The sequence below is a fragment of the Streptomyces sp. NPDC087901 genome, from assembly GCF_044742205.1.
Classification (GTDB): domain Bacteria; phylum Actinomycetota; class Actinomycetes; order Streptomycetales; family Streptomycetaceae; genus Streptomyces.
Map to the genome: position 1 here is coordinate 579,094 of NZ_JBIUUC010000005.1, position 26,031 is coordinate 605,124.

Genomic DNA, 26,031 nt, shown 5'->3' on the forward strand with positions numbered 1-26,031 from the left:
GGGCAGCAGGTCTGCGATTCGCCGCCGAAGGCGTGCTGGTCGTCAGAGGCGCCTGATCCACGAGGAGGCCGTCGAGACCCAGCGGCTCATCGCCCGGAAGGGCGGCACTGCTTTCGTCCTCAGCCCTTTGGACCTTGCCTACGAGGGCTCAGTCCGCGCCTGGGCCGAAGAGGCCGTGGACGCGTTCGGCGAGATCGACATCGTCTACGCCAACGCTGGTGCCGTCCGCGTCAGTCTCGCCGTCGGCGGCGGCCGGTCCACCGTCCTGCACGGCGCCATCACACAGAAGGAATCACACACGTGAACAAAGTCAGTGGCAGCGCCGCCGAGGCGGTCGCAGACATCCCCGCCGGTGCCTCACTGGCCGTCGGCGGTTTCGGACTCTCCGGCATTCCCGATGTGCTCATCGACGCCCTGCACAAGCAAGGGGCCAGCGGCCTGAATGTCGTTTCCAATAATTGCGGAGTGGACGGCCGCGGCCTCGGCATCCTGCTCGCCGCAGGACGCATCTCCCGTGTAACCGGCTCCTACGTGGGCGAGAACAAGGAGTTCGCCCGGCAGTACCTCAGCGGAGAGCTGGAGGTGGAGCTGACCCCGCAGGGCACGCTCGCCGAACGCCTGCGGGCCGGTGGCGCCGGGATACCCGCCTTTTACACGCCTGCCGGCGTCGGTACCCAGGTGGCGGAGGGCGGCCTGCCCTGGCGCTACGCGCACGACGGCACGGTTGCCGTCGCCTCGCCGCCCAAGGAAACCCGGGACTTCTCCGGGCGCACGTACCTTCTGGAGCACGGCATCGCCACCGACTTCGCCCTCGTCCGAGCATGGCGGGGCGACCGGCACGGCAACCTCGTATTCCGCCGGGCTGCGGCCAACTTCAACCCCCTCGCGGCCATGGCCGGCCGCGTCACCATTGCTGAAGTCGAGGAACTCGTCGAACCCGGCGAGCTGGCCCCCGACGAGGTCCACCTGCCTGGCATCTACGTGCAGAGGGTTGTGGAGCTCACCCCCGAGCAGGCCGCCGACAAGCACATCGAGAAGAGGACGGTGGGCAACTGATGCCCTGGACCCGAGAACAGATGGCCTCCCGCGCAGCCGGGGAACTCGCTGACGGCTCCTACGTCAATCTGGGCATCGGCCTCCCCACTCTCATCCCCGGCTATCTCCCGCCCGGGGTGCACGTCGTGCTCCACTCCGAGAACGGCATCCTCGGCACCGGTCCTTATCCCACCGAGGACCAGGTGGACGCGGACCTCATCAACGCCGGGAAGGAAACTGTCACCGTCCTGCCCGGTGCATCCTTCTTCGACTCCGCACTCTCCTTCGGCATGATCCGCGGGGGTCACATCGACACCGCCGTTCTCGGCGCCATGCAGGTGTCGGCCCGAGGCGACCTCGCCAACTGGATGATCCCCGGCAAGATGGTCAAGGGCATGGGCGGCGCCATGGACCTTGTCCACGGCGCCCGGCGCGTCATCGTCCTCATGGAGCACACTGCCAAGGACGGCAGCCCAAAAATCATGGAGGAGTGCGCCTTGCCCCTCACCGGTCGGCAGTGTGTGCACCGCATCATCACCGACCTCGGCGTCCTGGACGTCACCGACCGCGGCTTCGCCCTCGTCGAAACAGCCCCGGGCGTAACGTTCGCGGACATCACCACGCGCACCGCCGCTCCCGTTTACGCGGACAGTCACACGGCCGCATGCTGATCGCACAGACCTGACGTCCCGTCTTCCCTGCTGGCCTTTCCCCCTGAACCGTTGACACCTGGGTAACACCCTCACAATATAGTCAGTACACCAATGATTGATGTACTGATGATGCACTGATCATTTGCGCGCGTCTCGCGCTTCCCCTCGGTGTCCTCCACTTCCCTGACCAAGGAGGCCATATGTCCGTGACCCCTGTTGCACTCCGCATCGCCGTGGTCGGCGGTGGTATCGGCGGCATGGCCGCCGCGCTGTCGATCGCCCGTGCCGGTCACCACGTGACTCTCCTCGAACGAGCTGCCCAGTTCGGGGAGATCGGAGCCGGCCTGCAGCTCGCACCGAACGCCTCACAGGCCCTCGAAGAACTGGGGGTGCTCGATGCAGTCCAGCGCACTGCGGTCGCACCGCCCCGGCTCGTGATGATGGACGCCCTGAGCGGCGAGCAGGTCACCTCTCTCGATCTGCGCAGCTCTGCGTACACCGAACGCTTCACACATCCCTACCTCGTCACCCACCGCACGGACCTGCACGCAGCCCTCCTTGCCGCCTGCCGGGAACACCCCGCCGTCACGCTGCGCACCGGACACACCGTCACGCACGCCGAACAGGATGAATCCGCCGTACACCTCCATTTCGCCGGGACGGCGCCGAGGCTCACGGCCGACGCCGTCGTGGCGGCGGACGGTCTGCACTCGCGGCTGCGTCAGGCCCTGGTCGGCGACGAAGAGCCGGTCTGCTCCCGCTACGTAGCCTTCCGCGGGGCCCTTCCCGCCGACAGGATGACCGGCCGGATGTCGCAGCACGCCGCCTCTGATGCCGTCATGGTCTGGGCAGGGCCTCGCATGCACCTGGTGCAGTACCCGGTACGGCGTGGCGAGCTCTACAACCAGGTCGCCGTGTTCGAGAGCGACCACTACACACCGGACTCGGACGACTGGGGCACTGAGGCCGAGCTCGAAGAACGCTTCGCCGGAACATGCCAGAGCGTGCGCGACGCCCTGCCTCTGATAGCACGCGACCGGCGCTGGCCCCTGTACGACCGCCTGCCCATCGACAACTGGGTCCACGGCAGGATCGCCCTGCTCGGTGACGCCGCACACCCGATGCTGCAGTACCTGGCCCAGGGAGCCTGCCAGGCACTGGAAGACGCCGTCGCACTCGGGCAGTCCTTCGGCCGGTTCACGGACCCTGCGGACGCCTTCGCCGCCTACGCCGATCAGCGCCGCGAGCGCGCCGCACGGATCCAGACCAACGCCCGGCGCTTCGGCGAGATCTGCCACCTGGAAGGCATGGGCGCCACCCTGCGCAACCAGCTCTTCGCGTCACGTGCCCCCGAGGACTTCGACGACGTCTCCTGGGTGTGGACACCTGCCCCTGCCGCCGTCCCCACCCCGTGATCCCGCACTCGTAGGAGGACACCATGACGACCGATGAACTTGCTTACAAGGCACTGGAGGGACTCGGGGCGGCTCCGCTCTGGCGCTTCTACGGCAACCTGTTCCCCGCAGAGCCGAAGAGCCGCGCCGTGCCCTACCGATGGAGCTGGCAGGAGCTGCGGCCTCACCTGCTGCACTTCTCCAGGACCCTGTCCCTGGAGGAGGCCGAACGCCGGGTCCTCATGCTCGTCAACCCCGGCCTGAGCGACCCCCCGGCCACGGTCAACACTCTCTATGCGGGCCTGCAGATCATCCTGCCGGGCGAGACTGCCCACGCCCACAGGCACACCTCCAACGCCTTCCGCTTCATCCTCGAAGGAAGTGGCGCGTGGACGACGGTCAACGGCGAGCGTGTCTTCATGGCCCCAGGTGATCTGCTGCTGACTCCGGGATGGCACTGGCACGATCACACCCATGAGGGTGACGCGCCGATGATCTGGCTCGACGCTCTCGACTACCCGCTGGTCAACGCTCTGGAGGCCGGCTTCTACGAGAAGTTCCACCAGCGCCTCCAACCGGTCACCCGAGCCGATGACGCCGGCAGCAGGCAGTTCCTCCACGGCCGGCTCAACCCCGTCTGGCTCTCCCAGGACGGGCCCAACTCCCCCGTGACCCGCTACACCTGGCAGGAGACCGAGCGGTCACTGGAAGGCATCGCTGACACCGCCGAAGGGAGCGACGTCGACGGCATCGTCCTGGAGTACACCAACCCGTGGACGGGCGGCCCGGTCATGCCCACCATCGGCTGCCGCATCCAACGCCTGCGCCCCGGCTTCCAGGGAGCCGGCCGCCGGCACACCGCATCCACCATCTTCAACGTCGTACGCGGCGAGGGCGCCACGATCGTGGACGGCGTGCGTCTGGACTGGTCCGAGCACGACACCTTCGCGGTTCCCGGCTGGGCCTCCTACCGCCACCTGAACGCCTCCACCTCGGACGATGCCGTCCTGTTCTCGTACAGCGACGAGCCCGTCATGCGCTCGCTCGGCCTCTACCGCACCGAGAGCGCCGATCCCGGCGCCTGATCCACCACACCCGACACTTCACAAGGAGGCCACGATGCGCCTGGCCCTGTTCAACCAAGGACGCCTCGGAATCGTCGACGGCGACCACCTCGTCGACGTGACCGAACAACTCGCCCAAGGCAGCACCCCCGGTGCGGCCGGACCACTGCACCAGCACATCGAAGCCCTCGCCCGCGGCGGCGCGGTGGATGTCGACGTATCCAACTGCGCACGCGTCCCGCTCAGCGATGCGGTCCTGGAATCCCCGCTGCCCCGCCCCGGAAAGGTCGTCGGCGCTCCGGTCAACTACCTCGACCACAAGGCGGAGATGGAGTACACCACCTCGGTCGCCGACCTCGGTGTCTTCCTGAAAGCCAACTCCTCGGTCATCGGACCGGGCCAGGACATCGTCCTGCCCTACACGGACAAGCGCACTGACCAGGAGGGCGAATTGGGCGTCGTCATCGGGCGCACCGCCACTCACGTCGACGCAGCCGACGCACTCGACTACGTCTTCGGGTACACCTGCGTACTGGACATCACCGTCCGCTCCGGCGAAGACCGCTCCACACGCAAGTCGTTCGACACGTTCACACCGATCGGACCCTGGATCGTCACCGCCGACGAGATACCCGACCCCGACTCCCTCGATCTACGCTGCGATGTCGGCGGCACCACCCGGCAGCGCACCAACACAGCCGACCTGATCTTCGGGGTGGCAGACCTGATCGCCTACACCTCGTCCGTGATGACGCTCCACCCCGGCGACATCATCGCGACCGGCACACCGGCAGGCGTGGGACCACTCAGCCACGGGGACCGTGTCGTGCTGGAGATCGAGCAGGTCGGCCGTCTGGAAGTGGGGGTCGACGGCTCACGGGCCACCCCCTACGACCAGCGCCCCGGGCGTCGGCCCCGCTGACGGACAAGTCGCACCCAAGGTGGTGTCGCGCACTCTCTAGACTCCATCAGACCGGCTGCCTCCCTGCCGGCACCACCTCGACGACGGACGGAGCGCCGTGGCACGCGCACTGGAGCTGCCCAACTACATCGGCCATCTGATCCGGCGTGCCGAACAGGTGCACACAGCCCTCTGGGCCCAGCACGTGTCCAGGGAGATCACTTCCCAGAAGTTCGCCATCCTCAACGCCCTCAGCCGGGACCCGGGCATCGACCAGCGGACTCTCGCACACCTCACCTCACTGGACCGTTCTACCGTCAACCATATGATCCGCCGCCTGACCGACCAGCACTACGTGAGCCAGGTGCGCGACGAGGAAGACCTCAGGCGAACCCTGCTGAGCCTCACCGACGAGGGTGCCGAACTGCTCGACGCCCTGATCGCTCCAGCAGAACGGATCAACGAACTGCTCCTCGGATCACTACCCGCGGGTGAACGGGCACTGGCCGTCGACATCCTCAGCAGACTCGCCTCGCTGGACGAGGAGTCCCTCTCCGGCAAAGCATGAGACCTGGACGAGCATCCTTCAGATGCCACCCGTCCCGTGGTCCGACTTCTACCTCCCGCTCGCTGAGGAACAGTGAATGCAGGACTGTCGCACCCCGGTCGAGGAAGGAGTCACACGCCTTGGCTCACGACCGCCCCACAATCACAGCCCCAGCGAGCCGACCGTCCGAGCAACAGCCCTCACCACCCACAGGTACGGGTCCCGTCATCGGCCGCGCCCTGCAAATCCTCGGCGCATTCAACGCCGATCATGCGAACCTGTCTCTCAGGTGCCAGCAGGGTTCATGCAGCCAGGGCTGCGGCCGGAGTCATGATGATCTCGTACTCAACGGGACAATCGGGCCAGGCGTCTCTGACGCCGGCGTCGGTGGCAGCCCTCCACAGAACCTCGTTCTCCTGCTCCACCAGCCGGATGCACCTGCGGGCCACGCGCAGCTCAGCCAACTCACTTGACGCTGTCGCGGGCCTGGCGCCCTCATCCATGTCGGTGCGGCGCAGTCACTTCGGCAGCGTGATCGGGTGGACGCGAAGTCGGCGGCGATCTGCTCCGGAGTGACGCAGGGCTCGCGGTTGGGCGCGACCCGCACGATGTCCTCGCGCAACCCCTTCGGATACGGCTTGGTCGCTGCAGCATCCTTCCAGGCCGCCTCTCAGCGAGCCAGGTCAGGTGTCACCCAACTCTGCAAACGGTGCACAGCTACGGAAGAGTTCGGCTTTGCCCGGTCCGGCCAGTTCCTCCCGCAAGGCGGTCGGCAGTGATGAGGACGGCCTTGCGTTGGCCGATGGCCTGCGTGCGGGCTTTCGCGGAGGATGCCTTCATGAATTTGTACATTCTTGCGATCCCGCAGCATGATCCAATCGTCGGTGTCAACGTTGATGGCGGTTTGGCCAACCGCCGCCCACGGCCTCTGTTCCGCACCGGAGCGGGCGGGAATTCGCCCCACCGACGGCGTCCGGGCGACCCACAACCTGGCGGAGGAAGGCCCCTGGATCAGCCGCGTCGCGAAGCTGCGCAAGCAGCGTGGCGGGCGACCAGGTATCCGAAGGTGAGCCCTGAACCGATTTGACATCCCGCGCCCGGATATTCCGCTCCCATGACGGAGTTCGCATCGTTGCCGCATGCGTACAGGCCGGGGACCGGCTGGCCGTGTTCGCCGATGACCTGGGCTTCGGGGCCGATCCTGAGCCCGCGGGAGGTTGCCAAAGGCGTCGGAACCACGGCGACGGCGCAGAAGGGTGCTCGTTCGATCGGGCCGAGGTTGACGTTCGGTCCATGGGCGGGGTCGCCGTACTGATGCCCGAAGGCGTGCCGGCCCTTGCCGAATTCCGGGATCGCGCTGGTGCCGGTGCCCCGGGATCCAGGCCGTTCCGGCGGAGAGGGCGGTGGTGCCGCCGAGCCATTCGGTCTTCTCCAGAACGAGCACGTCGAGTCCCTCCTGGGCTCCGACGGCTGCCGCTCCCAGTCCGCTGGCCCCGGAGCCAAGGACGAGGAGGTCCACCCGCTGGTCCCAGGAGTCGCTCATCGTGCAGTTCCTTTCGAAGTACTGGGGTCGGCTGCCCTGCGAGGGAGAATCTTCCGGGGCGGCAGGGCCGGTGACCGGCCAGGTGGGGAGGTCTCTGAGAGAGATGCGGTACGCCTCGGCCAATGTTCATTGCGCATCTTCCGGGTCCAGGTCCCAGATGGGCTCGATCCTCGTGCGGTGCGGAGGTATCAGGCAGGCATGTGCTCAGCACACGACGGGGCGGGCAGCGGCGACGCTTCCAACTCCGGCGAGGGCCTGTCCGGCGGATCCTCGTGGAGCAGCCCGCGGCGTCTGGTGCGTGCTGTCGGCGTGCGCCCGGATCGCCCTCGTACTGGACGTACTTGGGTGATCCGGGCGTACGGCGAGAGTGCGTGCCAGGCGTTGCGGGCCCGCGAAGATCCGCCGGACAGGCCCTGGACGCGTCCGCGTCCCTGACGGGCCCGTTGCTTCCGGAGGAAGCCGGGGGAGGGCCCGGCCGTCCGGCTTCCTTGACCAGCCGCTCGCCCCAGCGGCTGGTCAAGGCTTGCCCGGACCGGAGGTGCATTCCGCGGAAACAACGCCTCGGATTTGGCCCGCCTACAGCCCGAGGTAGATCTGCCGGACGCGCTCGTCGTGCGCGAGCTCCTCGGACGTGCCGGACATGGCCACTGAGCCGTTCTCCATCACCAGGCAGTGGCTGGTGACCCCGAACGTCAGCTTGGCGTTCTGCTCAACGAGCAGGAGACCGAGCCCTTCGCTCCGCAGGCGGACGAGGATGTCCAGGACGCTCTCGATCAGCTTCGGTGAGAGGCCCATGGAGGGTTCGTCCAGCAGGAGGAGCCTCGGCCTGGACATGAGGGCCCGGCCGATGGCCAGCATCTGTTGCTGACCTCCTGACAGGTCGCCGGCGGCCCGGCTGCGGAAGTCCCGCAGGATGGGGAAGAGTTCGTACACGTGGGCGAGGGTGTCGCGTGTTTCGCCCTTCCATGACCGGCTGTAGGCGCCGAGCAGCAGGTTCTTCTCGACGGAGAGTCCGGGGAATACGTGTCGGCCCTCGGGGACGTAGCCCACCCCGTGCCGGACCATGTCCCGAGCCCGTACCTTGCTGAGATCGGTGTCGCCGAGGGTGATCCGGCCGCTGCTGCGCGGGACAAGCCCCATGAGCGCCTTGAGTGTGGACGTCTTGCCGGCACCGTTGGATCCGATGATTCCCATGGACTCGCCCGGGGCGACGCTCAGTGCCACCGATCTGACGGCGCAGACTCCCCCGTAATGAACGGTCAGGTCGGTGACTGCGAGGCTGTCGGTGCCCGTGCCGGCTGCGGAGGGCTCGGCGGCGGCGGTGGTCATCACGGAACCTCCGGTGCGGCGTGAACGGGTATGTCGGTCGGCGCCGAGTCGCCGAGGTATGCCTCGATGACTTCGGGGGTCGCCGCCACTTCGGCGGGGGACCCTTCCGCGATGACGCTGCCTGCCGCGAGGACGGTGATCCGTTCGCACAGGGACATGACGAGTCCCATGTTGTGCTCGATGAGGACAACGGTGATGCCCTGGTCGCGGATGGATCGGACGATCGAGGAGAGCTGTCCGACCTCCTCACCGTTCAGACCGGCCGCCGGCTCGTCCAGGAGAAGCAGGCTGGGCCGTCCCGCCATGGCTCTCGCTATCTCGATCCGTCGCTGGATGCCGTACGGGAGGGACTGCGGATGGGCGTCGGCGAAGGCCGTGAGCCCATACTCCTTCAGGATGCGGTCCGCCTCCGCCTGGAGTCGGTGTTCGTTGGAGAGGACACCGACGGGCCACACGGCGTACTGCCAGACCGTGCTCGTGCGGGACCGGTCGAGGACGACAAGGATGTTCTCGCGGACCGTCATCTGGGAGAAGAGACGCAGATTCTGGAACGTGCGCGCCATTCCTGCCAGGGACAGTTGGTACGGGCGGGCCCGGCTGATGTCGCGGCCGACGCCGGAGACCTGACCGGCGGAGGGCCGGTACAGCCCGCTGATCACGTTGAACAGGGTTGTTTTGCCGGACCCGTTGGGGCCGACGATGCCGCGGATCTCTCCCCGTTCCACTGTCAGGGTGACGTCGTTGAGCGCGGTCAGCGCCCCGAACCGCTTGGTGAGGTGGCTGATCTCCAAGGCCGGCCCGCTGTCAGCTCCGCTACCGGGCATCTGCTTAGCGGGGACGACCTCGGGCAGGTAGGGGCCCAGCTCGGCGGAGCGCACGTCGTCGCTCTTCCTGCGGCGGCTGATGGCTTCCCGGACACGTTCGGGGATCCCGGCGAGTCCGGTGGGAGCGAAGACGACCATCAGGACGACGACGATCCCGTACCCGAGCTGCGCGTAGACGGCGAAGTCCACGAGGGCCTCACGGATCAGCACAAGGCCGACCGCTCCGACGACGCAGCCGATGAGGCTGCGCCGGCCTCCGATGATGACCATGGCCAGCAGCAGGAACATGTTGCTGAGGCTGAAGGTCTCGGGGGCGACGTACCGGATGAGACCGGCGTACAGAATGCCCGCCGCCCCTCCGTACACGCTGGCGAGCGTGAACGCGGTCATCCGCAGCAGAGGGATCTCCGCACCCATGGCACCGGCCGCCAGGGCGTCGTCCCGCATGGCTCGGAGTCTGCGTCCGAGCCGGGTGCGCACGACGAAGGTGCCGAAGGCGAGGGCCAGCCCGAAGACCACGATCTCCAGGTAGTAGTAGAGGTACTCGTCGGCGAGGTCGATCCCGAAGAGCGGCGGCACGGGGATCCCGGAGATGCCGTCCGCTCCCCCGGTGATCTCCGCGTTAGTGATCCAGTTGACGAATCCCAGTGCCAGGCCGAGCGTGACGATGCCGAGGTAGTGGGACTGCATCCGCAGCGCCGGCAACCCGACGAGGAGTCCCACCAGGACAGTGGCTGCCAGCCCGACGATCGCCGCGGTCCAGAAGCCGAAGCCGGAATGCGTGGTCAGGATGGCCGTCGTGTACGCGCCGACTCCGAAGAAGGCGACCTGGGCGAGGTTGATCTGGCCCGCGACGCCCATGACGAGCCCCATGCCGATGGCAAGGAGCGCGAAGATGATCGCGATGTCGACCACGTGGATCGAGTAGCTGTTCAGGCCGTACGGGAGCAGGTAGGCGGCTACGCACCCCAGCAGGATGAGCGCCGGCTTGGATTTGAGGATGCTCATGCCCGGCTCACCGTCCTTTCACCGAAGATGCCTGTGGGCCGGATCATGATGGCCACGGTGAAGACCAGGAAGGTGACCAGGACCGAGTAGCCCTGGAAGTGGTCGCCGGCGTAGGAGTCCAGGACTCCGATGGCCAGGCCGCCGACCACCGCTCCGGGGATGCTGCCGAACCCACCGAGCATGGCGGCCGCGAAGCCCTTCACGCCGAGGGCGCCCCCCAGGGTGGCGTCGACGTAGAGCATGGGTCCGGCGAGGCTGCCGGCCAGCGCCGCGAGGCCGGCTCCGATGGCGAAGGCCAGGGCGTTGCTCCGGCCGACGTGGATGCCGACAGCGGTGGCGGCCTCGTGGTCCATGGCCACTGCCTGCATCGCGGCTCCGGGCTTGGTGCGCTGAAGGAACATGGTGAGCAGGACTACGGCTATGGCGGTGACCGCGATGACCATCAGGTCGTAGGTGCGGATGCGGATCCCCATGACATCGATGGGACCGGAAGTGATCGGCGAGGGCATGGCTCGTCCGGTGGTTCCCCAGATGAGGGTGGCGGCTGCCTGGAGGACGGTTCCGAATCCGATGGTGCCGATCAGCATCAGGTCGAAGTCCTTGTGCTCCAGCGGGCGCAGGACCCGCTCGATGACCAGACCGATGATGCCCGTGACGACGATGGAGATGACCGTGGCCGCTATGAACGGCATGTGGGTGGTGAGGTAGAACGTGGAGGCGGCGTAGGCGCCGATCATGGCGACGTCGGCGTGGGCGAAGTTGACCAGGCCCATGGTGCGGTAGACGACGGAGAATCCGACAGCGATCAGTGCGTAGATCGCTCCGAGGCTGAGACCTCCGACGAGAGTTTGCAGGGTGACTTGCATGGTGGCTCCCTGATGCCGGTGCGGAGCCCGGCTCTCGGCTCGACGGGCTGGTTACTGAGCTGCGGAGAGCTTTCCGTCCTTGATGATGCCGATGGTGGTCTTGAAGATGCCGACGCCGGTCTCGTCGTAGGCGAAGTTGCCGAGCAGGCCGTTGTACTTGGTGGCCCGGATCTCGTCGGCGAGCTTCTTGCCGGTGGCGCCGCCGCTGTTCTTCAGTGCGGTGAGCACGATGTTGGTGCCGTCGTACGCCTTGGCCCCGTGGAGTTCGGCGTCCTTGCCGTACTTGGCCTTGTAGGCCGTGGCGAAGGCCCGGCTGGCGTCGCTGATCTCGTTGCTCAGGTAGGGCGAGCTGACGATCGTGCCCTCGGCGTTCGTGGCGCCGGCGGTGTCGATGAAGACCGGGGTGCCTTGCGGGGCCGCTCCGGCGAACGGGGCGGTGATGCCGAGGTCGCGGGACTGCTTCACGATGAGGCCGGCTTCGACTTCTTCCGAGCCGATGAAGATGGCGTCGGGCTTGGCCTGGCGGATCCGTGAGAGGGAGGCGCTGAAGTCCTTCTGGTCGGTGGTGACGACCTGGTCGGTGACCGGGGTGATGCCCGCTTCCTTGAGCGCGGCGGTGAAGGCGTCGTGCTCGCCCTTGCCGTATGAGCCGTTGTTGGAGATCATCGCGATCTTCTTGAACTTCTTGGTCTTGACCAGGTAGTCGGCCAGTGTGGAGTCGTAGGTGGTGCTTGTGGGGCCGTTGAGGAAGAGGAAGGGGCTCTTCACGTCGACGAGTGCGGTGGCCTGGCCGGAGGTGATGTTGGGTATCTCCGCCTGCTTGAGGATGGGCGCCATGGCCACGGTGACGGCGCTCTCGGCGGTGCCGATCATCGCGACGTAGTTCCCGCTGTCCAGCTTGCGCGCGATGTTGGTACCGGTGGTCGGGTCGCCTTGGTCGTCGAAGACCGTCAGCTCGATCTTGCGGCCCTCGATGCCGCCCTTCTTGTTCCACTCCTCGACGGCGAGCTTGGCTCCCTTGGCCTCCCAGTCGCCCAGCGAGGCGAGCTGTCCGCTCTGCGCGTCCACCACGGCGAGCTTGATGGGACCGCTGCTGTCCGCGTCGTCGGAGGAGGAGTCACCGGGGGCGCTGCACGCGGTCGCGGCGAGGAGAACACCCAGCGCGATGGCTGGAGCGGTGACGATGTGACGGTTTCTTGCACGCATGGGAATCATCCTTCGTCCTGAAACTTGCCCTGGTAGATGTCGTTGATGTTCCAGTGACCGGGCGTGGGGACCGGCTCGTTGACCATGGGGATGTCGATGACGGCAGGCCGTCGTCGCTCTACTGCCGTGGCGAGCACCTTCGCCAGTTCCTCGGCGGTGGACACCTCGTAGCCGTCGGCTCCGCAGGACCTGCCGTACGCGGCGAAGTCAGGGCTGTAGGACTCACCGTCCGGGCCGGTGAAGTCGCACCCGTACCCGCGACCGTAGTTGGAGCGCTGAAGGTCGGAGATGGTGCCGTGGGCGCGGTTGTTCATCACGGCGAAGATCACGGGGAGACCCTGTTCCACGGCCATCGGGACGGCCGGCAGCTGGGCGCTCATCCCGCCGTCGCCGATGAGGGCGACCACGGTGCGCTGCGGCTGTGCCATCTGCACGCCCACCGCGGCGGCTGGGCCGAAGCCCATGGTGGAGGCTCCGCCGGGGGTGATAAAACGGCCCTCGGGCGGCAGGTCGTAGGACTGGGCGACGCCGTTCTTGTTCCAGCCGACGTCGGTCACCAGGATCGCGTCGGCGGGGAGGTTCGCCCGCAGGTCGGCGAGGATGCGCTGGGGCCGCAGCGGGAAGTTGTCGCTGGCCCCGTTCTCGTCGGCGGTGCTGAAGAGTTCGGCACGGCTGGTGGCGATGGTCTCGCGCAGACCCGGCCTGCGCGTGGGCTCCGGCTGAAGAGCGCGCACGGCCGCTTCGATGGCGCGTACGGAGTGGCCGACGTCGGCTACCGCTCCGATCTCCACGGGGTAGTTGCGGCCGATCTCGGCCGGGTCGATGTCGATCTGGATGAGCTTGCTCGGTGGGAAGTTCCAGGTGTAGGCGGCTTCCCAGGAGCTGGCGTCGGTCTCCGCGAAGCGGGTGGCGAGGGCCAGCACCACATCGGCGTCCTTGGTGTGGGCGTGTGTGGAGTCCAGGCCCCAGAAACCGGGCATGCCGAGCAGCAGGGGGTGCCGGTCGGGGATGGCACCCTTGCCCATGAGGGAGTGGGCGAGGGGGATGTCGAGGTGGTCGGCCAGCGCGAGCAGCGCCTGCTTGGCGTCGGGGGTGCGCAGTCCGCCGCCGAAGTAGATGAGCGGGCGTTCGGCGTCGATCAGGGCCCGGGCGATGCGCTCGGCGGTCTCCTCGGTGAGTCCGGGGAGCGCGCTGTCGGGTATGGCGTGCGATCCGGGGGCGTACGGCTCGACCTGGCGCGAGAAGAGGTCCATGGGGACGTTGACGAGCACGGCGCCGGGCCGGCCGGAGGTCGCGGTCCAGAAGGCGCGTTCCAGTGTCCGGGGCAGGTCGGCGGTGCGCTGGACGGGCCAGGCGCGCTTACAGAAAGGCCGGTAGATCGCGGTCTGGTCGGCGTCCGCGTGGAGGTTGACCTCCTGGTGCGGGTGACGGCCGTAATAGTAGGAGGGGATGTCTCCGGAGATGACTATGAGCGGGACGGAGTCCATAGCGGCCGTGGCAACGCCGGTGACCGCGTTCATCATGCCGGGGCCGACGTGGGTGAGCAGGACGCCGGGCTTTCCGGAGGCGCGAGCGTAGCCGTCGGCCGCGTGCGCGGCCGCCTGTTCGTGCCGGGCGATCACGAAGTGGACGGTGCTGGGGCCGAGGGCGTCGAGGAGGGCGATGTTGGTGTGCCCGCAGGTGCCGAATACGTACTCGACGCCGTACGACTCTAGTTGGGTGACGAGGGCTTCAGCAGCGGTAACTGTGGTCACTGGTTCTCTTTCGTGAGGTCGTGGCGATCGCCCCAGATGGACAGGCCGCGGAGCATCAGGGTTTTGACGACGGTGTAGTCGTCGATCAGCCAGCGCGGCGACTCGCGTCCGAACCCGGAGTCCTTGACCCCGCCGAACGGGATGTGGTCCAGGCGGTAGTTCGACGTGCCGTTGACGATGAGCCCGCCCACCTCCAGACGGCGCCAGGCGGTGAAGATGCGGTTGATGTCATGGGTGTAGAGGCCGGCCTGCAGTCCGTAGCGGCTGGCGTTGCACTCGCCGATGACCGTGTCGAAATCGTCGTAGGGCATCACGGCGACGAGTGCGCCGAAGACCTCGTGGACGACGACCGAGGCATTGGCAGGCGGGCCGGCGATGATCGTCGGGGTCGCGGTGGCTCCGTCACGCGTACCGCCTCGCAGCACCGTGGCGCCGAGGTCCTTGGCTTCGGCCGACCAGCGGACCACTCGTTCTGCCGCGTCCTCGTCGACCATGGATCCGATGTCAGTCAGCGGGTCCATGGGGTCGCCGATGACCAGGGTGTCGACCGCGGCGGCAAAGGCGTCGAGGAAGTCGGCGTAGCGGCTGCGGTGCACATAGACGCGCTGGACGGAGATGCAGCTCTGCCCGGAGTTGCTGTACCCGGTGCGCGCCGCGGTCTTGGCTGCTGCCTCGATGTCGGCGTCCTCGCACACAATGGTGGCGGCGTTGCCACCGAGTTCGAGGGCCAGTCGCTTCGCGCCGGCGGCGCGTGCGACGGCCGCTCCGGTGGCGGCGCTGCCGGTGAAGCTGATGACGTCGACCTCGGTGGCCGCGCACAGCGCGGCGCCGACGTCTCCCCCGCCGTGCAGCAGCTGAACCGCCTGCCAGGGCATACCGCTCTCCAGGAGCAGGGCCACTACGGCTGCCGAGATGCCGGGCGCCTGCGGCGGAGCCTTCACGAGGGTGGTGTTGCCCGCAGCGAACGAGGCGCCGAGCTTGTGCGCCAACAGGTTCGCGGGAGCGTTGAACGGGGTGATGGCCAGGGCCACTCCGGCGGGAGCGCGGTAGGTGAAGGCGCTGTTGCCGACACCGGTGTTCCAGCCCGCGACCGGCAGGGTCTCCCCGTCGATGCGCCGGGCCTCGGCTGCGCAGACCTCGAAGGTCGAGGCGACCCGCTCGATTTCGACGCGGCTGTCCTTGACCGGCTTCCCCAGCTCCAGAGCGAGCAGTTCAGCCAGTTGGTCGCGGTGGGCCAGCGCGGCCACCGAGGCGCGCTGCAGGATCTCGGCCCGCGCCGCCGGGGCGAGCGTCGCGACCTTGGGGGCGCACTTCCGGGCGTCCGCCACGGCCCGGTCGATCTCGGCGGGCAGCGCAGTGGGAGCCCGGCTGACGGTGCGCCGCAGGTAAGGGCCGTTTCGTTCCGAGGCCGCTCCGTCACTGGACCATTTACCCGCCAGGAAGGACGGTGCGTCGACGACATCCGCATCGGCAACAGATTTGAGGATGACTTCCAGCATCACTTCTCCAGACAAGCCATCTAGCGGTTCTCGTAGACCGCCTTGTGGACTGGCGTGTAACGTACGGGCGCCGGTTGGGCTTGGCAATAGCCCGCACGAAAGAAGTTGAATACTCAGGTTTCGCACCGAATCGGCGCCCCCGTAGACACGATGTCGTCCGGGTGTATCCCCTGACAGGCACTACAGCACAGACCCTACAAAGGAGGAATCATGGATTCCGATCAAGGACCGGGCGGCGTACGCAGCGTGCGCAGGGCCCTGGACATCCTGTCGCTGCTGACCGAGGAGCAGCCCGTCGTCTCCCTCAAGACGATGGTGGAGGCGACCGGCTTGGCCAAGACCACGGTGATCAGGCTGGTGCAGACACTGGAGGGATACGGGCTGCTGTGGTCCACGGACGCGGGATTTGCGGCGGGTCCCGGCCTGTGGCGTTGGGCGCATCTCGCTCACCGGAGCTGGGAGTTGCCCCCGGAGACGATCAAGGTGCTGCGGGAGCTGGCGGACCGGCGCGGTGAGACCGCCAATGTGATGATCAGGCGCGATGTCCACCGCGTCTGTGTCGCGCAGCAGGAGAGCCCTCAGCCGCTGCGCCATGTGGTGCGGGTGGGCGATGAACTGCCGCTGTGGGCGGGCGCTTCGTCCAAGGTGTTGTTGAGCGGCGCGAGCGACGCGTTGCTGCACCGGATCGCGCTGGCCTCACCCCATGGCAAACCGCACGCCGAGCGCCTGCGGGAGTGGGCGGATCAGGTCGCCGAGCAGGGATACGCGGTGAGCCACGGCGAGCGCGACGTCGGCCTCACGGCCGTTGCCGTGCCGCTCGCCACCTCGTCCGGTGTGGTCGTTGCGGCGCTCTCCCTCAGCGGACCGAGTGCCCGGATCACGCAGGATGCGATCGACGAGTTCGCCGAGGACCTGATTCAGGTTGCCGCGCAGATCATGTCGCAAGGCTTCGATCACCCTCTGGGCCCGCGGGGCTGACCACCATGCCAGAAGGCGGCACCGTGAGACGGCGCCGTGTAAGGAGACAACGTCCATGGATGTGCGACCGCTCGACGACATAAGAGTTCTGGACCTGACCAACGTCCTGGCAGGGCCGTACTGCAGTTACCACCTCATGCTCCTCGGGGCGGAGGTCATCAAGATCGAGCGCCCCGGCCAGGGCGACCTGGCTCGTAACCTCGGCCCCGACGCCGACCTGAACCGTGCTGGCATCGGAGCTTCCTTTCTGGCGCAGAACGCCGGCAAGAAGTCGGTGGAGCTCGATCTCAAGGAACCGGTCGACCGCGAAGTCTTCGAGGAGATGCTCGCAGGCGCCGACGTGCTGCTTGAGAACTTCCGGGCCGGAGTCCTCTCCCGGATGGGTTACGACCAGGAACGGCTCGACCGGATCAATCCTCGGCTGATCTGCTGTTCCATCTCCGGCTTCGGCCAGAGCGGTCCGATGAGTGACGCACCGGCGTACGACCAGATCATCCAGGGGCTCTCCGGGATGATGAGCGTGACGGGTACCGCTGACACCGCCCCGCTGCGGGTTGGGTTCCCGGTGTGCGACACCACCGGCGGACTGTCCGCAGCGCTCGCCATCAGCGCGGCGCTGCTGCATCGGGAACGCACGGGGCAGGGCAGCCGACTGGACGTCTCCATGCTGGAGACGTCCCTGTCGGCCATGGGATGGGCCGTTTCGAACTACATGGTCAGCGGGGTCCCCCCGGAGCCGATGGGCGACCAGAACGCGACCGCCGCACCCTCCGGCACCTTCCGCACGGCGGACGGCCCCTTGAACATCGCCGCCAACCAGCAGCGCCAGTTCGAAACACTGTGCCGACTGGTCGGCGCGCCTGAGCTCCTCACCGATCCCCGCTTCATCGAACGCGAGAGCCGCAAGGCCCACCGGGCGGAACTCAACACCGCCCTCAACCACGCACTCTCACAACGCCCGGCAGCGGAATGGGAGCAGCTGCTGACCGCCGCCGGCGTGCCCGCGGCCCGCGTCCTCACCGTCCCCCAGGCACTCTCCCAACCTCAGTTGCGGCACCGGGGGTTCATCGCCGAACTCCGCCGCCCCGACGCCTCGGGCACCGCACTGCCCGTACTGGGAAGCGGGGTCCTCTTCGACGGAGAAGCCTTCCTGCCCCGGACACCACCCCCACTGCTGGGTGAACACAACCATGAACGGGACGAGCTCGCATCGCGCTGGTCCGCCACCGCCACCGTCACGAAGGAGGCAACAGGCTCATGAGCACATCCGCGTCCACATCCGCCCACGATGAAGCGGCACAGTGGTGGGCCACCGCCGTCAGCCACATCGAACCCGGTTCCATCGAACTGCGGGACCGGCCCGTGCAGGATCTGATCGGCTCGGTCGGCCTCGTGGACACCCTGTGGCTCCTGCTGCGCGGGGCTCTCCCGTCACCGCGCCAGTCCGCCCTGCTGGAAGCCGCCCTCGTGGCGGGCGTGGACCACGGGCCTCAAGCTCCGTCGATCGCTGCCGCACGCATGGCAGCGACCTGTGGCGTGGGGCTCAACAACGCGATCGCCACCGGAGTCAACATGCTCGGTGACGTCCACGGCGGAGCCGGCCAGCAGTGCGTGGAAATGCTTGAGGAAATACGCACCCTGAACTCGCAAGGCCTGGACTGGGATAGGGCCGCCACCGAGGTCATGGCGCAGCGCCAGGCACGTTCCCGCTACCTGCCGGGCTTCGGCCACCGTTTCCATCCCGTCGATCCCCGCCGCGATCCGCTTCTGAGGCTGACGGAGGAAGCCGTGGCCGCCGGGGTCGTCGCGGGCGACCACCTGCAGGCCGCCCTGGCCGTCGAACGCGCCCTGCGGCAGCGCCGCGCCGGCGCCCGTCCCGTACCGATGAACATCGACGGCGCCACCGCCGTCATCTACGCCGAGCTCGGTTTCCCTGCCCCTCTGGCCAGGGGCCTGTTCGTCATCAGCCGGTCGGTGGGCATCCTGGCCCACGCGTGGGAGGAGACCGGGCAGGGCCGCCGGAACAAGGGCCCCATCCCCCGATCCATCCTGCCCGCCCGCCTGAACCCCCTCGATCCTCCTGCCGCCGAGGAATCCGCGTCGTGACCCTTGTCAGGCCGCTGCCACGTCCTTAACGTATGGAAGCGCCACTCGGCGACCATCATGCGGGCCTAGTGAACCGCACAGCGGACCAAGATCCGCTTCTCACTCTCTCTTACCCTCGCCGCCCACCGGACCATCAGGTGGACCGGAATTCGGCAGGGTCATGCCACGAAAGAGGGTTCATGGACAGACGCAGTTTTCTCGCCACAGCCGCGGCCGGCACGACAGCGGGTATCGCTGTTCTCAACTCCCCCGCCCAGGCAGCTGAATCACGCACGGGCACGCTGGCAACGCCCGTCCCCAGGCAGGCGTTCGAGGCGACAGCGAAGAACTTCCCCAAGGCCGGGGGCAACCTCGCCAACCAGAACTACTCATCCCTGAAGAAGATCACCCCGCGCAACGTCAAGCAGCTCGGCGGGGCCTGGCACATCAACCTGGAGGGCGGCGACACCGGCCGCGCCCAGCAGTGCGCCGTCGTCGCACAGGACGGCGTGCTCTACATCGCCACCACGCAGCAGAACATCTTCGCGGTCAACGGGCGTACCGGCGCCGTCAAATGGAAGACGAGCGTCGGCACCGAGACCACCAACATGCGCGGCGTGGCTCTCGGTGAAGGGCTTGCCTTCACCATCTCCGGCGCGAACATCATCTACGCCCTGGACCAGCGGACCGGCGCGGTCGTGTGGACCAGGGAGATGCTCATCGAGGACCAGGGCGACCCCGGCTGCGACCCCGCCAGCGGCCAGTGCGGCGGTAGCAAGGGCAGCCTCGCCGGAGCAGTCGTCTACTGGGACGGCCTGATCTACGTCGGCACGCAGGGCAGCACCGCGGGCGCCCGTGGCCGCGGCTACGCCCTGAACGCAGCGACCGGCGAAGTTGTCTGGACGTTCTGGGGAACCCCCGGCCCCGGCGAGTTCGGCCACGACACCTGGGAGGGCGACACTTGGAAGACCGGTGGCGCGGTGTGCTGGATCCACCCCGCCGTCGACCCCGAACTGGGCCTCGTCTACTGGACGTTCGGCAACCCGTATCCGCGCACCGACGGCTCCACCCGGGGCGGCGACAACCTCTTCGCGAACTGCCTGGTGGCCATCGACGCCAAGACCGGGAAGCGGCGCTGGCACTTCCAGTCCGTACATCACGACATCTGGGACTACGACGGCGTCATGTCTCCGGTGCTGGCGGACATCCAGATCAAGGGCCGCAAGCGCAAGGTCGTCGTCTACGGCAGCAAGACCGGCATGTACTACATCCTGGACCGTGCGACCGGAGACCCCGTCCACGGCATGGAGGAGCGGCCGGTACCGCAGCACGCGCTCCAGAAGACCTCACCCACCCAGCCCTTCCCGGGCGGTGAGCCGTTCGTGGAGACCGAGCCGCGGATCGACAAGGCAACCCGCCCGGTGCCCTTCTACGCCACCGGCGGCGTCTTCGAGGTCCACTGGGACCGGCCCACCATCCTGTACCCAGGGGCAGGCGGCGGCGCGGACTGGTCCTCCCCGTCCTTCAGCCACCGCACGGGACTGGTCTACGTCGGCTACGGGCTGATCAACTCCGCGTACTCCAACACCCACGGCGGCCGGGTCAACACCGCCCGCCCGCTCGGCGAGTACTTCGCCGGCGGCGTCGTGGCCGTCGATCCCCGCACCAACACGGTCTCCTGGCGACAGGAGGGCGACTGGTCGCTCGCCCACGGCAACGGCGTCCTCAGCACCGCGAGCGGCGTGCTCTTCCAGGGGCGTCCCGACGGTGTCCTGACCGCCCTGGACGACTCCAACGGCGAGGAGCTGTGGACCTGGCAGTGCGGCGCGGGCGTCAACACCAGCCCCATGACGTACGAGGTCGACGGTGAGCAGTACGTGGCCGTACTGGCCGGCGGAAACGGTCTGCCCTACCCGGACATCCCGCGCGGCGACCACCTGTGGGCCTTCAAGGTCGGCGGCAAGGTCGGACCCGCCCCCGCGCCCACTCCCCCGTCCAAGCGCAATCAGATCCGCTCGGCAGCCGTCACCGGCGCAACTGCCGGCAACACGATCACGCTGGGACGCGTCTGGGACAGCGCGAAGAACGCGCCGGGGACCACCGAGAACCTGGTGTCACAGAACGCCATGTCCCCTCAGCACCTCGCCATCGCCCGAGGCACGACGGTGACCTTCACCAACCCGGCGGCGAACACGTCGGCGCACGGGGCTGTCGCCTTCTTCGAGGCCGAGTTCGACACCGGACTGCTGATGCCGGGCGACTCGTACACGTACACCTTCAACACGCCCGGCGAGTTCTTCTACAACGACCCGATCTCCCCGCAGAGCACCGGAAAGATCGTCGTCTCCTAACAGCCGGCTCCCGCACAGTCCCCTCTCGCCGGGCGCCCCGGCCGGGAGCCGTGCCCGCCCGGCCACCGGTCGCCGCACCAGAACACCGTCGCAGGGCCCCCGCGACACGGCCAATCCGCTGTGGATCGCGCCAGCAGGGGCGGATGACCCAACCAGCGCCCACACCGACCCGGTGAGCGATGCGCCCTGCCCCATGACGCCTCACCTCTCTCCGGCGTGCCGTTCTCCCGGTACGTCACCTACAAGAGAAGGAAACACACTCATGTCAGGAAGAACGCTCCGAGCGAGAGCTCTGAGCACACGCTCGGCGGTCCTCGCCACCCTGGGGATGGCGTTCGCCATGGTGGTGGCGCTCATCGCCACCGGCACCCTCAGCGTCGCCCACGGACGAATCGGGACCGGCGCCAAGGAACTGGGCGATCCGGACTACGGCGTCTGCCGCGGCCTCGATCCCGACTGCTACCACGACTGGGGAAACTTCGACCCGGCCAAGGGCTACAAGGTCCTTCTGTACACCCGTACAGCGGGTCCCCGGCACGCGAACCTCGGTCCCGCCCTGGCCACTGGCCTCAACCCGCCGCTCACCGACGCGAACGTGGTCCAGAAGGCCATGATCAAGCTCGGTGAGACCGGAGGCTTCCAGGTCGACTACACCGAGGATGTCACCCAACTGGCCTCCCCCAACACCCTGTTCAAGTACAACGCCGTGGTCTTCTTCTCCACCAGCCGCGACGCGCTGGACGACGCCGCCCAGACGTCACTGCGACAGTACATCCGCGGCGGCGGCGGCTTCGTCGGCATCCACAACGCCTTCGGCACCGAGTACAACTGGCCTTGGTACGAGGGATTGCTGGGCAACGCCAACTTCTACGACCACGGAGCGTCCCAGCCCGGCACCGTGCAGACCGTCGAACGCAAGGACGTCTCCACCAAAGAGCTGCCGGTTCGGTGGAACTTCACCGACGAGTGGTACAACCTCGTGCCCGCCCCCACCAAGGTGCGCGTGCTCGCCAAGGTCGACGAGAGCACCCTCGCCAAGGGAGTGGCCGGCAACTACAACCACCCCGGGCACGGTGACAACCACGCGGTGGCCTGGTGCCAGTACTACGACGGCGGCAAGTCCTGGGTCACCACCCTGGGCCACGATGCCAAGGAATTCACCACGGACGGCTCCTTCGCCGGCGCCGCCGAGTTCCAGAAGCTGATCGTCGGCGGCATCCAGTCGGTCTCCGGCATCAAGCCCTTCTGCAAGTAGCCCCGGGACCCGAGCCAGGCGCTACCGGCTTCACCCGTCGCCGGCAACCGTTGGATCTACCCCTTCCCACCTCTTGCAACCGCTCCCAGCCATGTCTAGCGTATGAGTGAACCGCCTGACGGGACGATAGAACCGCACAACGGATTCCCGAATGGTCCTCGACCCACTTGCCGCAAGGACTCTCCCGCTCTCTGCGGCGCCCGGCATTCCGCCCGGCATTCCGCCCGGCAGAGCACCTCACCCCCTCACCGATCGCACCTCATCCGAAGGGATTTCGACCATGCTTGAACCCAGCGCATCCACCCCGCAGGACCAGGCCACGTCCAGCACCACACCCGTGGTCACCTGGTCCTCGCCGGACTTCACGGTCATCGAGACCGGCATGGAAGTCACCGCCTACTACCTCAACGACCTCTAGCAGACACCCTCATGCTGTTGCTCACGCTGGGCACGGCAGCAGGTGGAGGAGTTCCCCAGTGGAACTGCGCGTGCCCCGGTTGCTCCGGGGCACGCGCGCACCCCGACCGTCGCCGCAGCCACGACTCCCTCGCCGTTTTCAGCGGCGGCCAGTCCTCCTGGTTCCTCATCAACGCCGGTCCAGACATCACGGACCATTTGGAGGCGCACGCCGAACTCCGCCCCGGGGCAGGCAGCGAGCGCACCCCCGTGGTCCGGATCCTGCTCACCGACGCCGAACTCGACCACACACTGGGCCTTCTGAGGCTGCGCGAGGCCCACCGCCTCGAGATCTTCGCCACCGCGCCCGTCCGGCAGGCCCTGCGCGAACGCCTGGCCCTGGACTCCGTCCTCACCCCGTACGCCACTATCACCTGGCACGATCTGCCCCCTTCCGGGCAGACTCCGACAGTGGCCGCCGGGATTGAAGTGTCCGCCGTCCCCCTGTCAACCAAACGTCCCCGGTATGCCGCCGACGCCGTGGAGGACGACACCTGGGTAGTCGCCGTCCGGCTCCATGACCCCACCACCGGCACAACAGCCCTCTACGCGCCGGCACTCGCGGCCTGGACCGAGGACTTCGCCAATGAGGCTGCCGGAGCCGACTGCGTCTTCGTCGACGGGACGTTCTGGGACGACGATGAACCCAAGCGTCTAGGCATCTCCGCCCGGACCTCCACCGGCATGGGACATCTGCCGATCGACGGCCCGGGCGGCACGGCCGGGCGGCTGGCACAGCTACCCGGGCGCTGCCTCTACACCCACCTCAACAACACGAACCCGCTGGTCGATCCCTTCGCCCCGCAACACGGCGTGCTTGCCGGGCTAGGGCTCGAAGTGGCACAGGACGGCATGGTGATCGAACTATGACAACCGCTCCCGCACGCCTGACACGGGCTGCGACACCCACCGCACGGCCGTGCAACAGCCCTTTGCCGGCTGACGCGTTCGAGCATGAACTGCGGGAGCTCGCACGCAGCCGCTACCACGACACCCATCCGTTCAACGTGCGGATGCACCAGGGCGGGCTCAGCCCTGCTGAACTCCGCACTTGGGTCGTCAACCGCTTCCACTACCAGCGCAGCATCCCGGTGAAGGACGCGCTGATCCTCGCCAAACTGCCCGAGCCGGCAATGCGCCGGTCCTGGCTGCGCAGGATCCAGGACCACGACGGCCTCGCGGAAGGCGAAGGCGGCATCGAGCGCTGGCTGCGGCTCGGCGAGGCGGTCGGCGTCGACCGCGCGGAAATGGAATCGGGCGAGTCCGTCCTGCCCGGGGTGCGTTTCGCGGTCGACGGGTACGTGAACTTCTGCCGACTGAGCCCCGTTATGGAGGCCGTGGCGTCCTCGCTCACGGAACTGTGCGCGCCGAACATCATGCTGACCCGCTTGGAAACCTTCCCCATCCACTACCCGTGGATCGAGGAACCGGGCCTCGCCTATTTCCGCAGCAGGGTTCCGCAGGGACGCCGCGACGGAGTGGAAGCTCTGACCTGGGTCACCGCCTGGGCGCGGACCCGTTCCGAACAGCTTGCCGCGCTGTCGGCGCTTTCCTTCAAGTGCGACATTCTGTGGTCGCTGCTGGACGCCGTGGAACACGGGAGCCGGCCGGGGAGCTCACGATGACCACCCCCGATCCGAACCACTGGTGCCCGCGACCGGCACCCGCCGTGCTCATGCGGCACGACCGGGCGCGCGGCAATCACGTCCTGCTGATGCCTGAGCGGGTCGTCGTGCTGACAGGCAGCGCCCGCCACGTGGTGGAACTGTGCGACGGCACGCGAACGGTCGCCCGGATAACCGAGGAACTTCGGGCGCACTTTCCCGAAGCCCCTGTCGACGCGGAAGTGGGTCCGTTCGTCGAACGGATGCGCAAGGAAGGCTGGATCCGGTGACGATCGCACCCCCCTGGGGTCTCCTCGCAGAGCTGACGCATGCTTGTCCGCTGCACTGCGGTTACTGTTCCAACCCGCTGGAGCTGACCCGTCGTTCCCGCGAGATGACTGCCGGGCACTGGGTGGACGTATTCCGGCAGGCCGCGGAGCTGGGCGTTCTACAGACCCATCTCTCCGGCGGCGAGCCACTGCTCCGCAAGGATCTCGAAGCCATCGTCACCGGTGCTGAGGAATCCGGCATCTATACCCAGCTGGTCACCAGCGGTTCAGGACTCACCGCGGATCGCCTCAGTTCCTTGGCCGGCGCGGGACTGCGCAGTGTCCAGCTTTCGGTCCAGCACGCCGACCCGGCCGCCTCGGACCGCATCGCGGGCAGCCGGGCGTTCGCCGCGAAGGAATCCGCGGCGGCACTCGTCACCGCAGCCGGGCTGCCCCTGGGCGTCAACGCCGTACTGCACCGACACAACCTGGACGCCGTCGACGGTCTGGTGGAGCTCGCCCTGCGCTGGGGAGCGGACCGGGTCGAACTCGCCAACACCCAGTTCTACGGATGGGGCCTCCTCAACAGGGAGGCATTGATGCCGGGTCGTGACCAGCTCGCCCGTGCGGTGGAGTCCGTCAACCGATGGCGCGAGCGGCTGGACGGCAGCCTGGAAATTGTCTGGGTCGCGCCGGACTACTTCGACGGAGTGGCCAAACCCTGCATGGGAGGGTGGGGAGCGGTCTCCCTCACCGTGACCCCCGACGGCACGGCCCTGCCGTGTCCTGCCGCAGCCACCCTGCCCGGCCTCGACCCGGTCAACGTCAAGGATCACCCCTTGCGCTGGATCTGGGAGGAGTCCAAAGCGTTCAACCTCTACCGGGGCACCGACTGGATGCCCTCGCCGTGCCGGTCCTGCGAACGACGCGACCAGGACTTCGGCGGGTGCCGCTGCCAGGCTTTCGCCCTCACCGGCGACCCCACGCGCACCGACCCGGCCTGCTCCCTCTCCCCCGACCACACGGCACTGACGGCCCTCACCCACTCCGCTCCCGGCGAACTGACCGATGTGGTCCCCCGCCGTCCGACCACCGGTCCGCGACCCGCCTCCCACGCCTGACCTCTGACGAGCCCGCACCGGGCCGGGCGGTGCGTCGGCTGTGATCACGGTCTGTTCGCCGGGGAGCCGGGTACGCACATCGATCAAGCCGGCGGATCACGTGGCTGACGCCCGATGTGTTCCCCGAACCCGTAGCCGGGTGCTCCCCCTTGTGGCACAGGTGGCATCAGACTGCGTTCTCAGCTCTTGCTCGTCACCAGCCACAGCCGCCGGTTGCGAAGCACAAGTTGGTCTCTTTCGACCGCCTGTTGGCCGACCTCACCCACCTCCGCCATCGGCGCAATGCACG

24 protein-coding genes and 1 pseudogene are annotated in these 26,031 nt (G+C 67.8%); 17 read left to right on the forward strand and 8 right to left on the reverse strand.

What is annotated here, in order from left to right; translation table 11 throughout:
- Positions 1 to 127 precede the first annotated feature (127 nt).
- The 7 genes from ACIOEW_RS19695 (at position 128) to ACIOEW_RS19725 (ending at position 5,615) form a co-directional block, all read left to right on the forward strand.
- Positions 128 to 304 carry a hypothetical protein gene (locus ACIOEW_RS19695; protein WP_362554488.1) on the forward strand — a complete coding sequence of 59 codons (177 nt, stop codon included), beginning with the start codon at positions 128 to 130 and terminating at the stop codon, positions 302 to 304.
- Entirely contained in the window at positions 301 to 1,056 is a 756-nt protein-coding gene (locus ACIOEW_RS19700; protein WP_362554486.1) for a CoA transferase subunit A, read from the forward strand. The genes ACIOEW_RS19695 and ACIOEW_RS19700 overlap by 4 nt, the downstream gene beginning before the upstream one ends.
- On the forward strand, positions 1,056 to 1,706 hold the full coding sequence (locus tag ACIOEW_RS19705) for a CoA transferase subunit B (protein WP_362554485.1): 651 nt from the start codon (positions 1,056 to 1,058) through the stop codon (positions 1,704 to 1,706). Before ACIOEW_RS19700 ends, ACIOEW_RS19705 begins: the two co-directional genes overlap by 1 nt.
- A 188-nt stretch (positions 1,707 to 1,894) precedes the next feature.
- The gene (locus tag ACIOEW_RS19710) at positions 1,895 to 3,103 is read left to right on the forward strand and encodes an FAD-dependent monooxygenase (protein ID WP_362554483.1); all 1,209 of its coding nucleotides are present in this window, start codon (positions 1,895 to 1,897) and stop codon (positions 3,101 to 3,103) included.
- Positions 3,104 to 3,126: 23 nt separating this feature from the next.
- Positions 3,127 to 4,167, forward strand: coding sequence for a cupin domain-containing protein (locus ACIOEW_RS19715; RefSeq protein WP_362554481.1), 1,041 nt, complete (start codon positions 3,127 to 3,129; stop codon positions 4,165 to 4,167).
- A 34-nt stretch (positions 4,168 to 4,201) separates the two neighbouring features.
- Positions 4,202 to 5,068 (forward strand): fumarylacetoacetate hydrolase family protein, encoded by an 867-nt coding sequence (locus tag ACIOEW_RS19720; protein WP_285571951.1) that lies wholly within the window; start codon positions 4,202 to 4,204, stop codon positions 5,066 to 5,068.
- 97 nt (positions 5,069 to 5,165) lie between these two features.
- The gene (locus ACIOEW_RS19725) at positions 5,166 to 5,615 is read left to right on the forward strand and encodes a MarR family transcriptional regulator (RefSeq protein WP_362554479.1); all 450 of its coding nucleotides are present in this window, start codon (positions 5,166 to 5,168) and stop codon (positions 5,613 to 5,615) included.
- Between the two features lie 990 nt (positions 5,616 to 6,605).
- Here the strand turns inward: ACIOEW_RS19725 and ACIOEW_RS19730 are convergent.
- The 8 genes and pseudogenes from ACIOEW_RS19730 to ACIOEW_RS19765 form a co-directional block, all read right to left on the reverse strand.
- Positions 6,606 to 6,947 (reverse strand): FAD-binding protein, encoded by a 342-nt coding sequence (locus tag ACIOEW_RS19730; protein WP_362554567.1) that lies wholly within the window; start codon positions 6,945 to 6,947, stop codon positions 6,606 to 6,608.
- Positions 6,910 to 7,137 (reverse strand): annotated as a pseudogene (locus ACIOEW_RS19735) (FAD-dependent oxidoreductase); the annotation flags it as partial. The pseudogene ACIOEW_RS19735 and the gene ACIOEW_RS19730, both read right to left, overlap by 38 nt.
- 576 nt (positions 7,138 to 7,713) lie before the next feature.
- Complete coding sequence (locus ACIOEW_RS19740; protein ID WP_362554477.1) at positions 7,714 to 8,466, reverse strand: ABC transporter ATP-binding protein; 753 nt, start codon at positions 8,464 to 8,466, stop codon at positions 7,714 to 7,716.
- Positions 8,466 to 10,298, reverse strand: a complete 1,833-nt coding sequence (locus ACIOEW_RS19745; protein ID WP_362554475.1) for a branched-chain amino acid ABC transporter ATP-binding protein/permease — start codon at positions 10,296 to 10,298, stop codon at positions 8,466 to 8,468. The genes ACIOEW_RS19740 and ACIOEW_RS19745 overlap by 1 nt, the downstream gene beginning before the upstream one ends.
- A complete protein-coding gene (locus ACIOEW_RS19750; protein ID WP_362554473.1) occupies positions 10,295 to 11,164 on the reverse strand; it encodes a branched-chain amino acid ABC transporter permease in 870 nt (289 codons plus the stop codon). The genes ACIOEW_RS19745 and ACIOEW_RS19750 overlap by 4 nt, the downstream gene beginning before the upstream one ends.
- 51 nt (positions 11,165 to 11,215) lie before the next feature.
- Positions 11,216 to 12,370 (reverse strand): ABC transporter substrate-binding protein, encoded by a 1,155-nt coding sequence (locus tag ACIOEW_RS19755; protein WP_401964893.1) that lies wholly within the window; start codon positions 12,368 to 12,370, stop codon positions 11,216 to 11,218.
- 5 nt (positions 12,371 to 12,375) lie between these two features.
- Entirely contained in the window at positions 12,376 to 14,124 is a 1,749-nt protein-coding gene (locus ACIOEW_RS19760) for a thiamine pyrophosphate-binding protein (protein ID WP_401964895.1), read from the reverse strand.
- Positions 14,121 to 15,623 (reverse strand): aldehyde dehydrogenase family protein, encoded by a 1,503-nt coding sequence (locus ACIOEW_RS19765; protein ID WP_401964896.1) that lies wholly within the window; start codon positions 15,621 to 15,623, stop codon positions 14,121 to 14,123. The genes ACIOEW_RS19760 and ACIOEW_RS19765 overlap by 4 nt, the downstream gene beginning before the upstream one ends.
- Before the next feature lie 210 nt (positions 15,624 to 15,833).
- Here ACIOEW_RS19765 and ACIOEW_RS19770 point away from each other — a divergent pair, with 210 nt between their 5' ends.
- The 10 genes from ACIOEW_RS19770 to pqqE all read left to right on the forward strand — a co-directional run bounded on the left by ACIOEW_RS19770 (position 15,834) and on the right by pqqE (position 25,742).
- Positions 15,834 to 16,601 (forward strand): IclR family transcriptional regulator, encoded by a 768-nt coding sequence (locus ACIOEW_RS19770; RefSeq protein ID WP_362554465.1) that lies wholly within the window; start codon positions 15,834 to 15,836, stop codon positions 16,599 to 16,601.
- A 55-nt stretch (positions 16,602 to 16,656) separates the two neighbouring features.
- Positions 16,657 to 17,862: a CaiB/BaiF CoA transferase family protein gene (locus ACIOEW_RS19775; protein ID WP_401964898.1), complete on the forward strand. Its 1,206-nt coding sequence runs from the start codon at positions 16,657 to 16,659 to the stop codon at positions 17,860 to 17,862.
- Positions 17,859 to 18,707 (forward strand): citryl-CoA lyase, encoded by an 849-nt coding sequence (locus tag ACIOEW_RS19780; RefSeq protein WP_401964899.1) that lies wholly within the window; start codon positions 17,859 to 17,861, stop codon positions 18,705 to 18,707. Before ACIOEW_RS19775 ends, ACIOEW_RS19780 begins: the two co-directional genes overlap by 4 nt.
- A 179-nt stretch (positions 18,708 to 18,886) precedes the next feature.
- A complete protein-coding gene (locus ACIOEW_RS19785) occupies positions 18,887 to 21,037 on the forward strand; it encodes a PQQ-binding-like beta-propeller repeat protein (protein ID WP_362554459.1) in 2,151 nt (716 codons plus the stop codon).
- Between the two features lie 262 nt (positions 21,038 to 21,299).
- Entirely contained in the window at positions 21,300 to 22,292 is a 993-nt protein-coding gene (locus tag ACIOEW_RS19790; RefSeq protein ID WP_401964901.1) for a ThuA domain-containing protein, read from the forward strand.
- 280 nt (positions 22,293 to 22,572) lie between these two features.
- Entirely contained in the window at positions 22,573 to 22,710 is a 138-nt protein-coding gene (gene pqqA / locus ACIOEW_RS19795; RefSeq protein ID WP_362554455.1) for a pyrroloquinoline quinone precursor peptide PqqA, read from the forward strand.
- An 11-nt stretch (positions 22,711 to 22,721) separates the two neighbouring features.
- Positions 22,722 to 23,618 (forward strand): pyrroloquinoline quinone biosynthesis protein PqqB, encoded by an 897-nt coding sequence (gene pqqB, locus ACIOEW_RS19800; RefSeq protein WP_362554453.1) that lies wholly within the window; start codon positions 22,722 to 22,724, stop codon positions 23,616 to 23,618.
- Positions 23,615 to 24,373, forward strand: coding sequence for a pyrroloquinoline-quinone synthase PqqC (pqqC, locus tag ACIOEW_RS19805; RefSeq protein WP_401964902.1), 759 nt, complete (start codon positions 23,615 to 23,617; stop codon positions 24,371 to 24,373). Before pqqB ends, pqqC begins: the two co-directional genes overlap by 4 nt.
- Complete coding sequence (gene pqqD, locus ACIOEW_RS19810; protein ID WP_362554449.1) at positions 24,370 to 24,642, forward strand: pyrroloquinoline quinone biosynthesis peptide chaperone PqqD; 273 nt, start codon at positions 24,370 to 24,372, stop codon at positions 24,640 to 24,642. The genes pqqC and pqqD overlap by 4 nt, the downstream gene beginning before the upstream one ends.
- Positions 24,639 to 25,742: a pyrroloquinoline quinone biosynthesis protein PqqE gene (gene pqqE / locus ACIOEW_RS19815; RefSeq protein WP_362554447.1), complete on the forward strand. Its 1,104-nt coding sequence runs from the start codon at positions 24,639 to 24,641 to the stop codon at positions 25,740 to 25,742. The genes pqqD and pqqE overlap by 4 nt, the downstream gene beginning before the upstream one ends.
- Positions 25,743 to 26,031 lie beyond the last annotated feature (289 nt).

Coding starts and splice junctions, on each gene's coding strand:
- ACIOEW_RS19755 (WP_401964893.1), bottom strand. CDS start 12,370: ATGCGTGCAAGAAACCGTCACATCGTCACCGCTCCAGCCATCGCGCTG.
- ACIOEW_RS19765 (WP_401964896.1), bottom strand. CDS start 15,623: ATGCTGGAAGTCATCCTCAAATCTGTTGCCGATGCGGATGTCGTCGAC.
- ACIOEW_RS19785 (WP_362554459.1), top strand. CDS start 18,887: ATGGACAGACGCAGTTTTCTCGCCACAGCCGCGGCCGGCACGACAGCG.
- ACIOEW_RS19740 (WP_362554477.1), bottom strand. CDS start 8,466: ATGACCACCGCCGCCGCCGAGCCCTCCGCAGCCGGCACGGGCACCGAC.
- pqqC (WP_401964902.1), top strand. CDS start 23,615: ATGACAACCGCTCCCGCACGCCTGACACGGGCTGCGACACCCACCGCA.
- ACIOEW_RS19780 (WP_401964899.1), top strand. CDS start 17,859: ATGAGCACATCCGCGTCCACATCCGCCCACGATGAAGCGGCACAGTGG.
- ACIOEW_RS19715 (WP_362554481.1), top strand. CDS start 3,127: ATGACGACCGATGAACTTGCTTACAAGGCACTGGAGGGACTCGGGGCG.
- ACIOEW_RS19720 (WP_285571951.1), top strand. CDS start 4,202: ATGCGCCTGGCCCTGTTCAACCAAGGACGCCTCGGAATCGTCGACGGC.
- pqqA (WP_362554455.1), top strand. CDS start 22,573: ATGCTTGAACCCAGCGCATCCACCCCGCAGGACCAGGCCACGTCCAGC.
- ACIOEW_RS19705 (WP_362554485.1), top strand. CDS start 1,056: ATGCCCTGGACCCGAGAACAGATGGCCTCCCGCGCAGCCGGGGAACTC.
- pqqD (WP_362554449.1), top strand. CDS start 24,370: ATGACCACCCCCGATCCGAACCACTGGTGCCCGCGACCGGCACCCGCC.
- ACIOEW_RS19775 (WP_401964898.1), top strand. CDS start 16,657: ATGGATGTGCGACCGCTCGACGACATAAGAGTTCTGGACCTGACCAAC.
- ACIOEW_RS19770 (WP_362554465.1), top strand. CDS start 15,834: ATGGATTCCGATCAAGGACCGGGCGGCGTACGCAGCGTGCGCAGGGCC.
- ACIOEW_RS19790 (WP_401964901.1), top strand. CDS start 21,300: ATGTCAGGAAGAACGCTCCGAGCGAGAGCTCTGAGCACACGCTCGGCG.
- ACIOEW_RS19745 (WP_362554475.1), bottom strand. CDS start 10,298: ATGAGCATCCTCAAATCCAAGCCGGCGCTCATCCTGCTGGGGTGCGTA.
- pqqB (WP_362554453.1), top strand. CDS start 22,722: ATGCTGTTGCTCACGCTGGGCACGGCAGCAGGTGGAGGAGTTCCCCAG.
- ACIOEW_RS19750 (WP_362554473.1), bottom strand. CDS start 11,164: ATGCAAGTCACCCTGCAAACTCTCGTCGGAGGTCTCAGCCTCGGAGCG.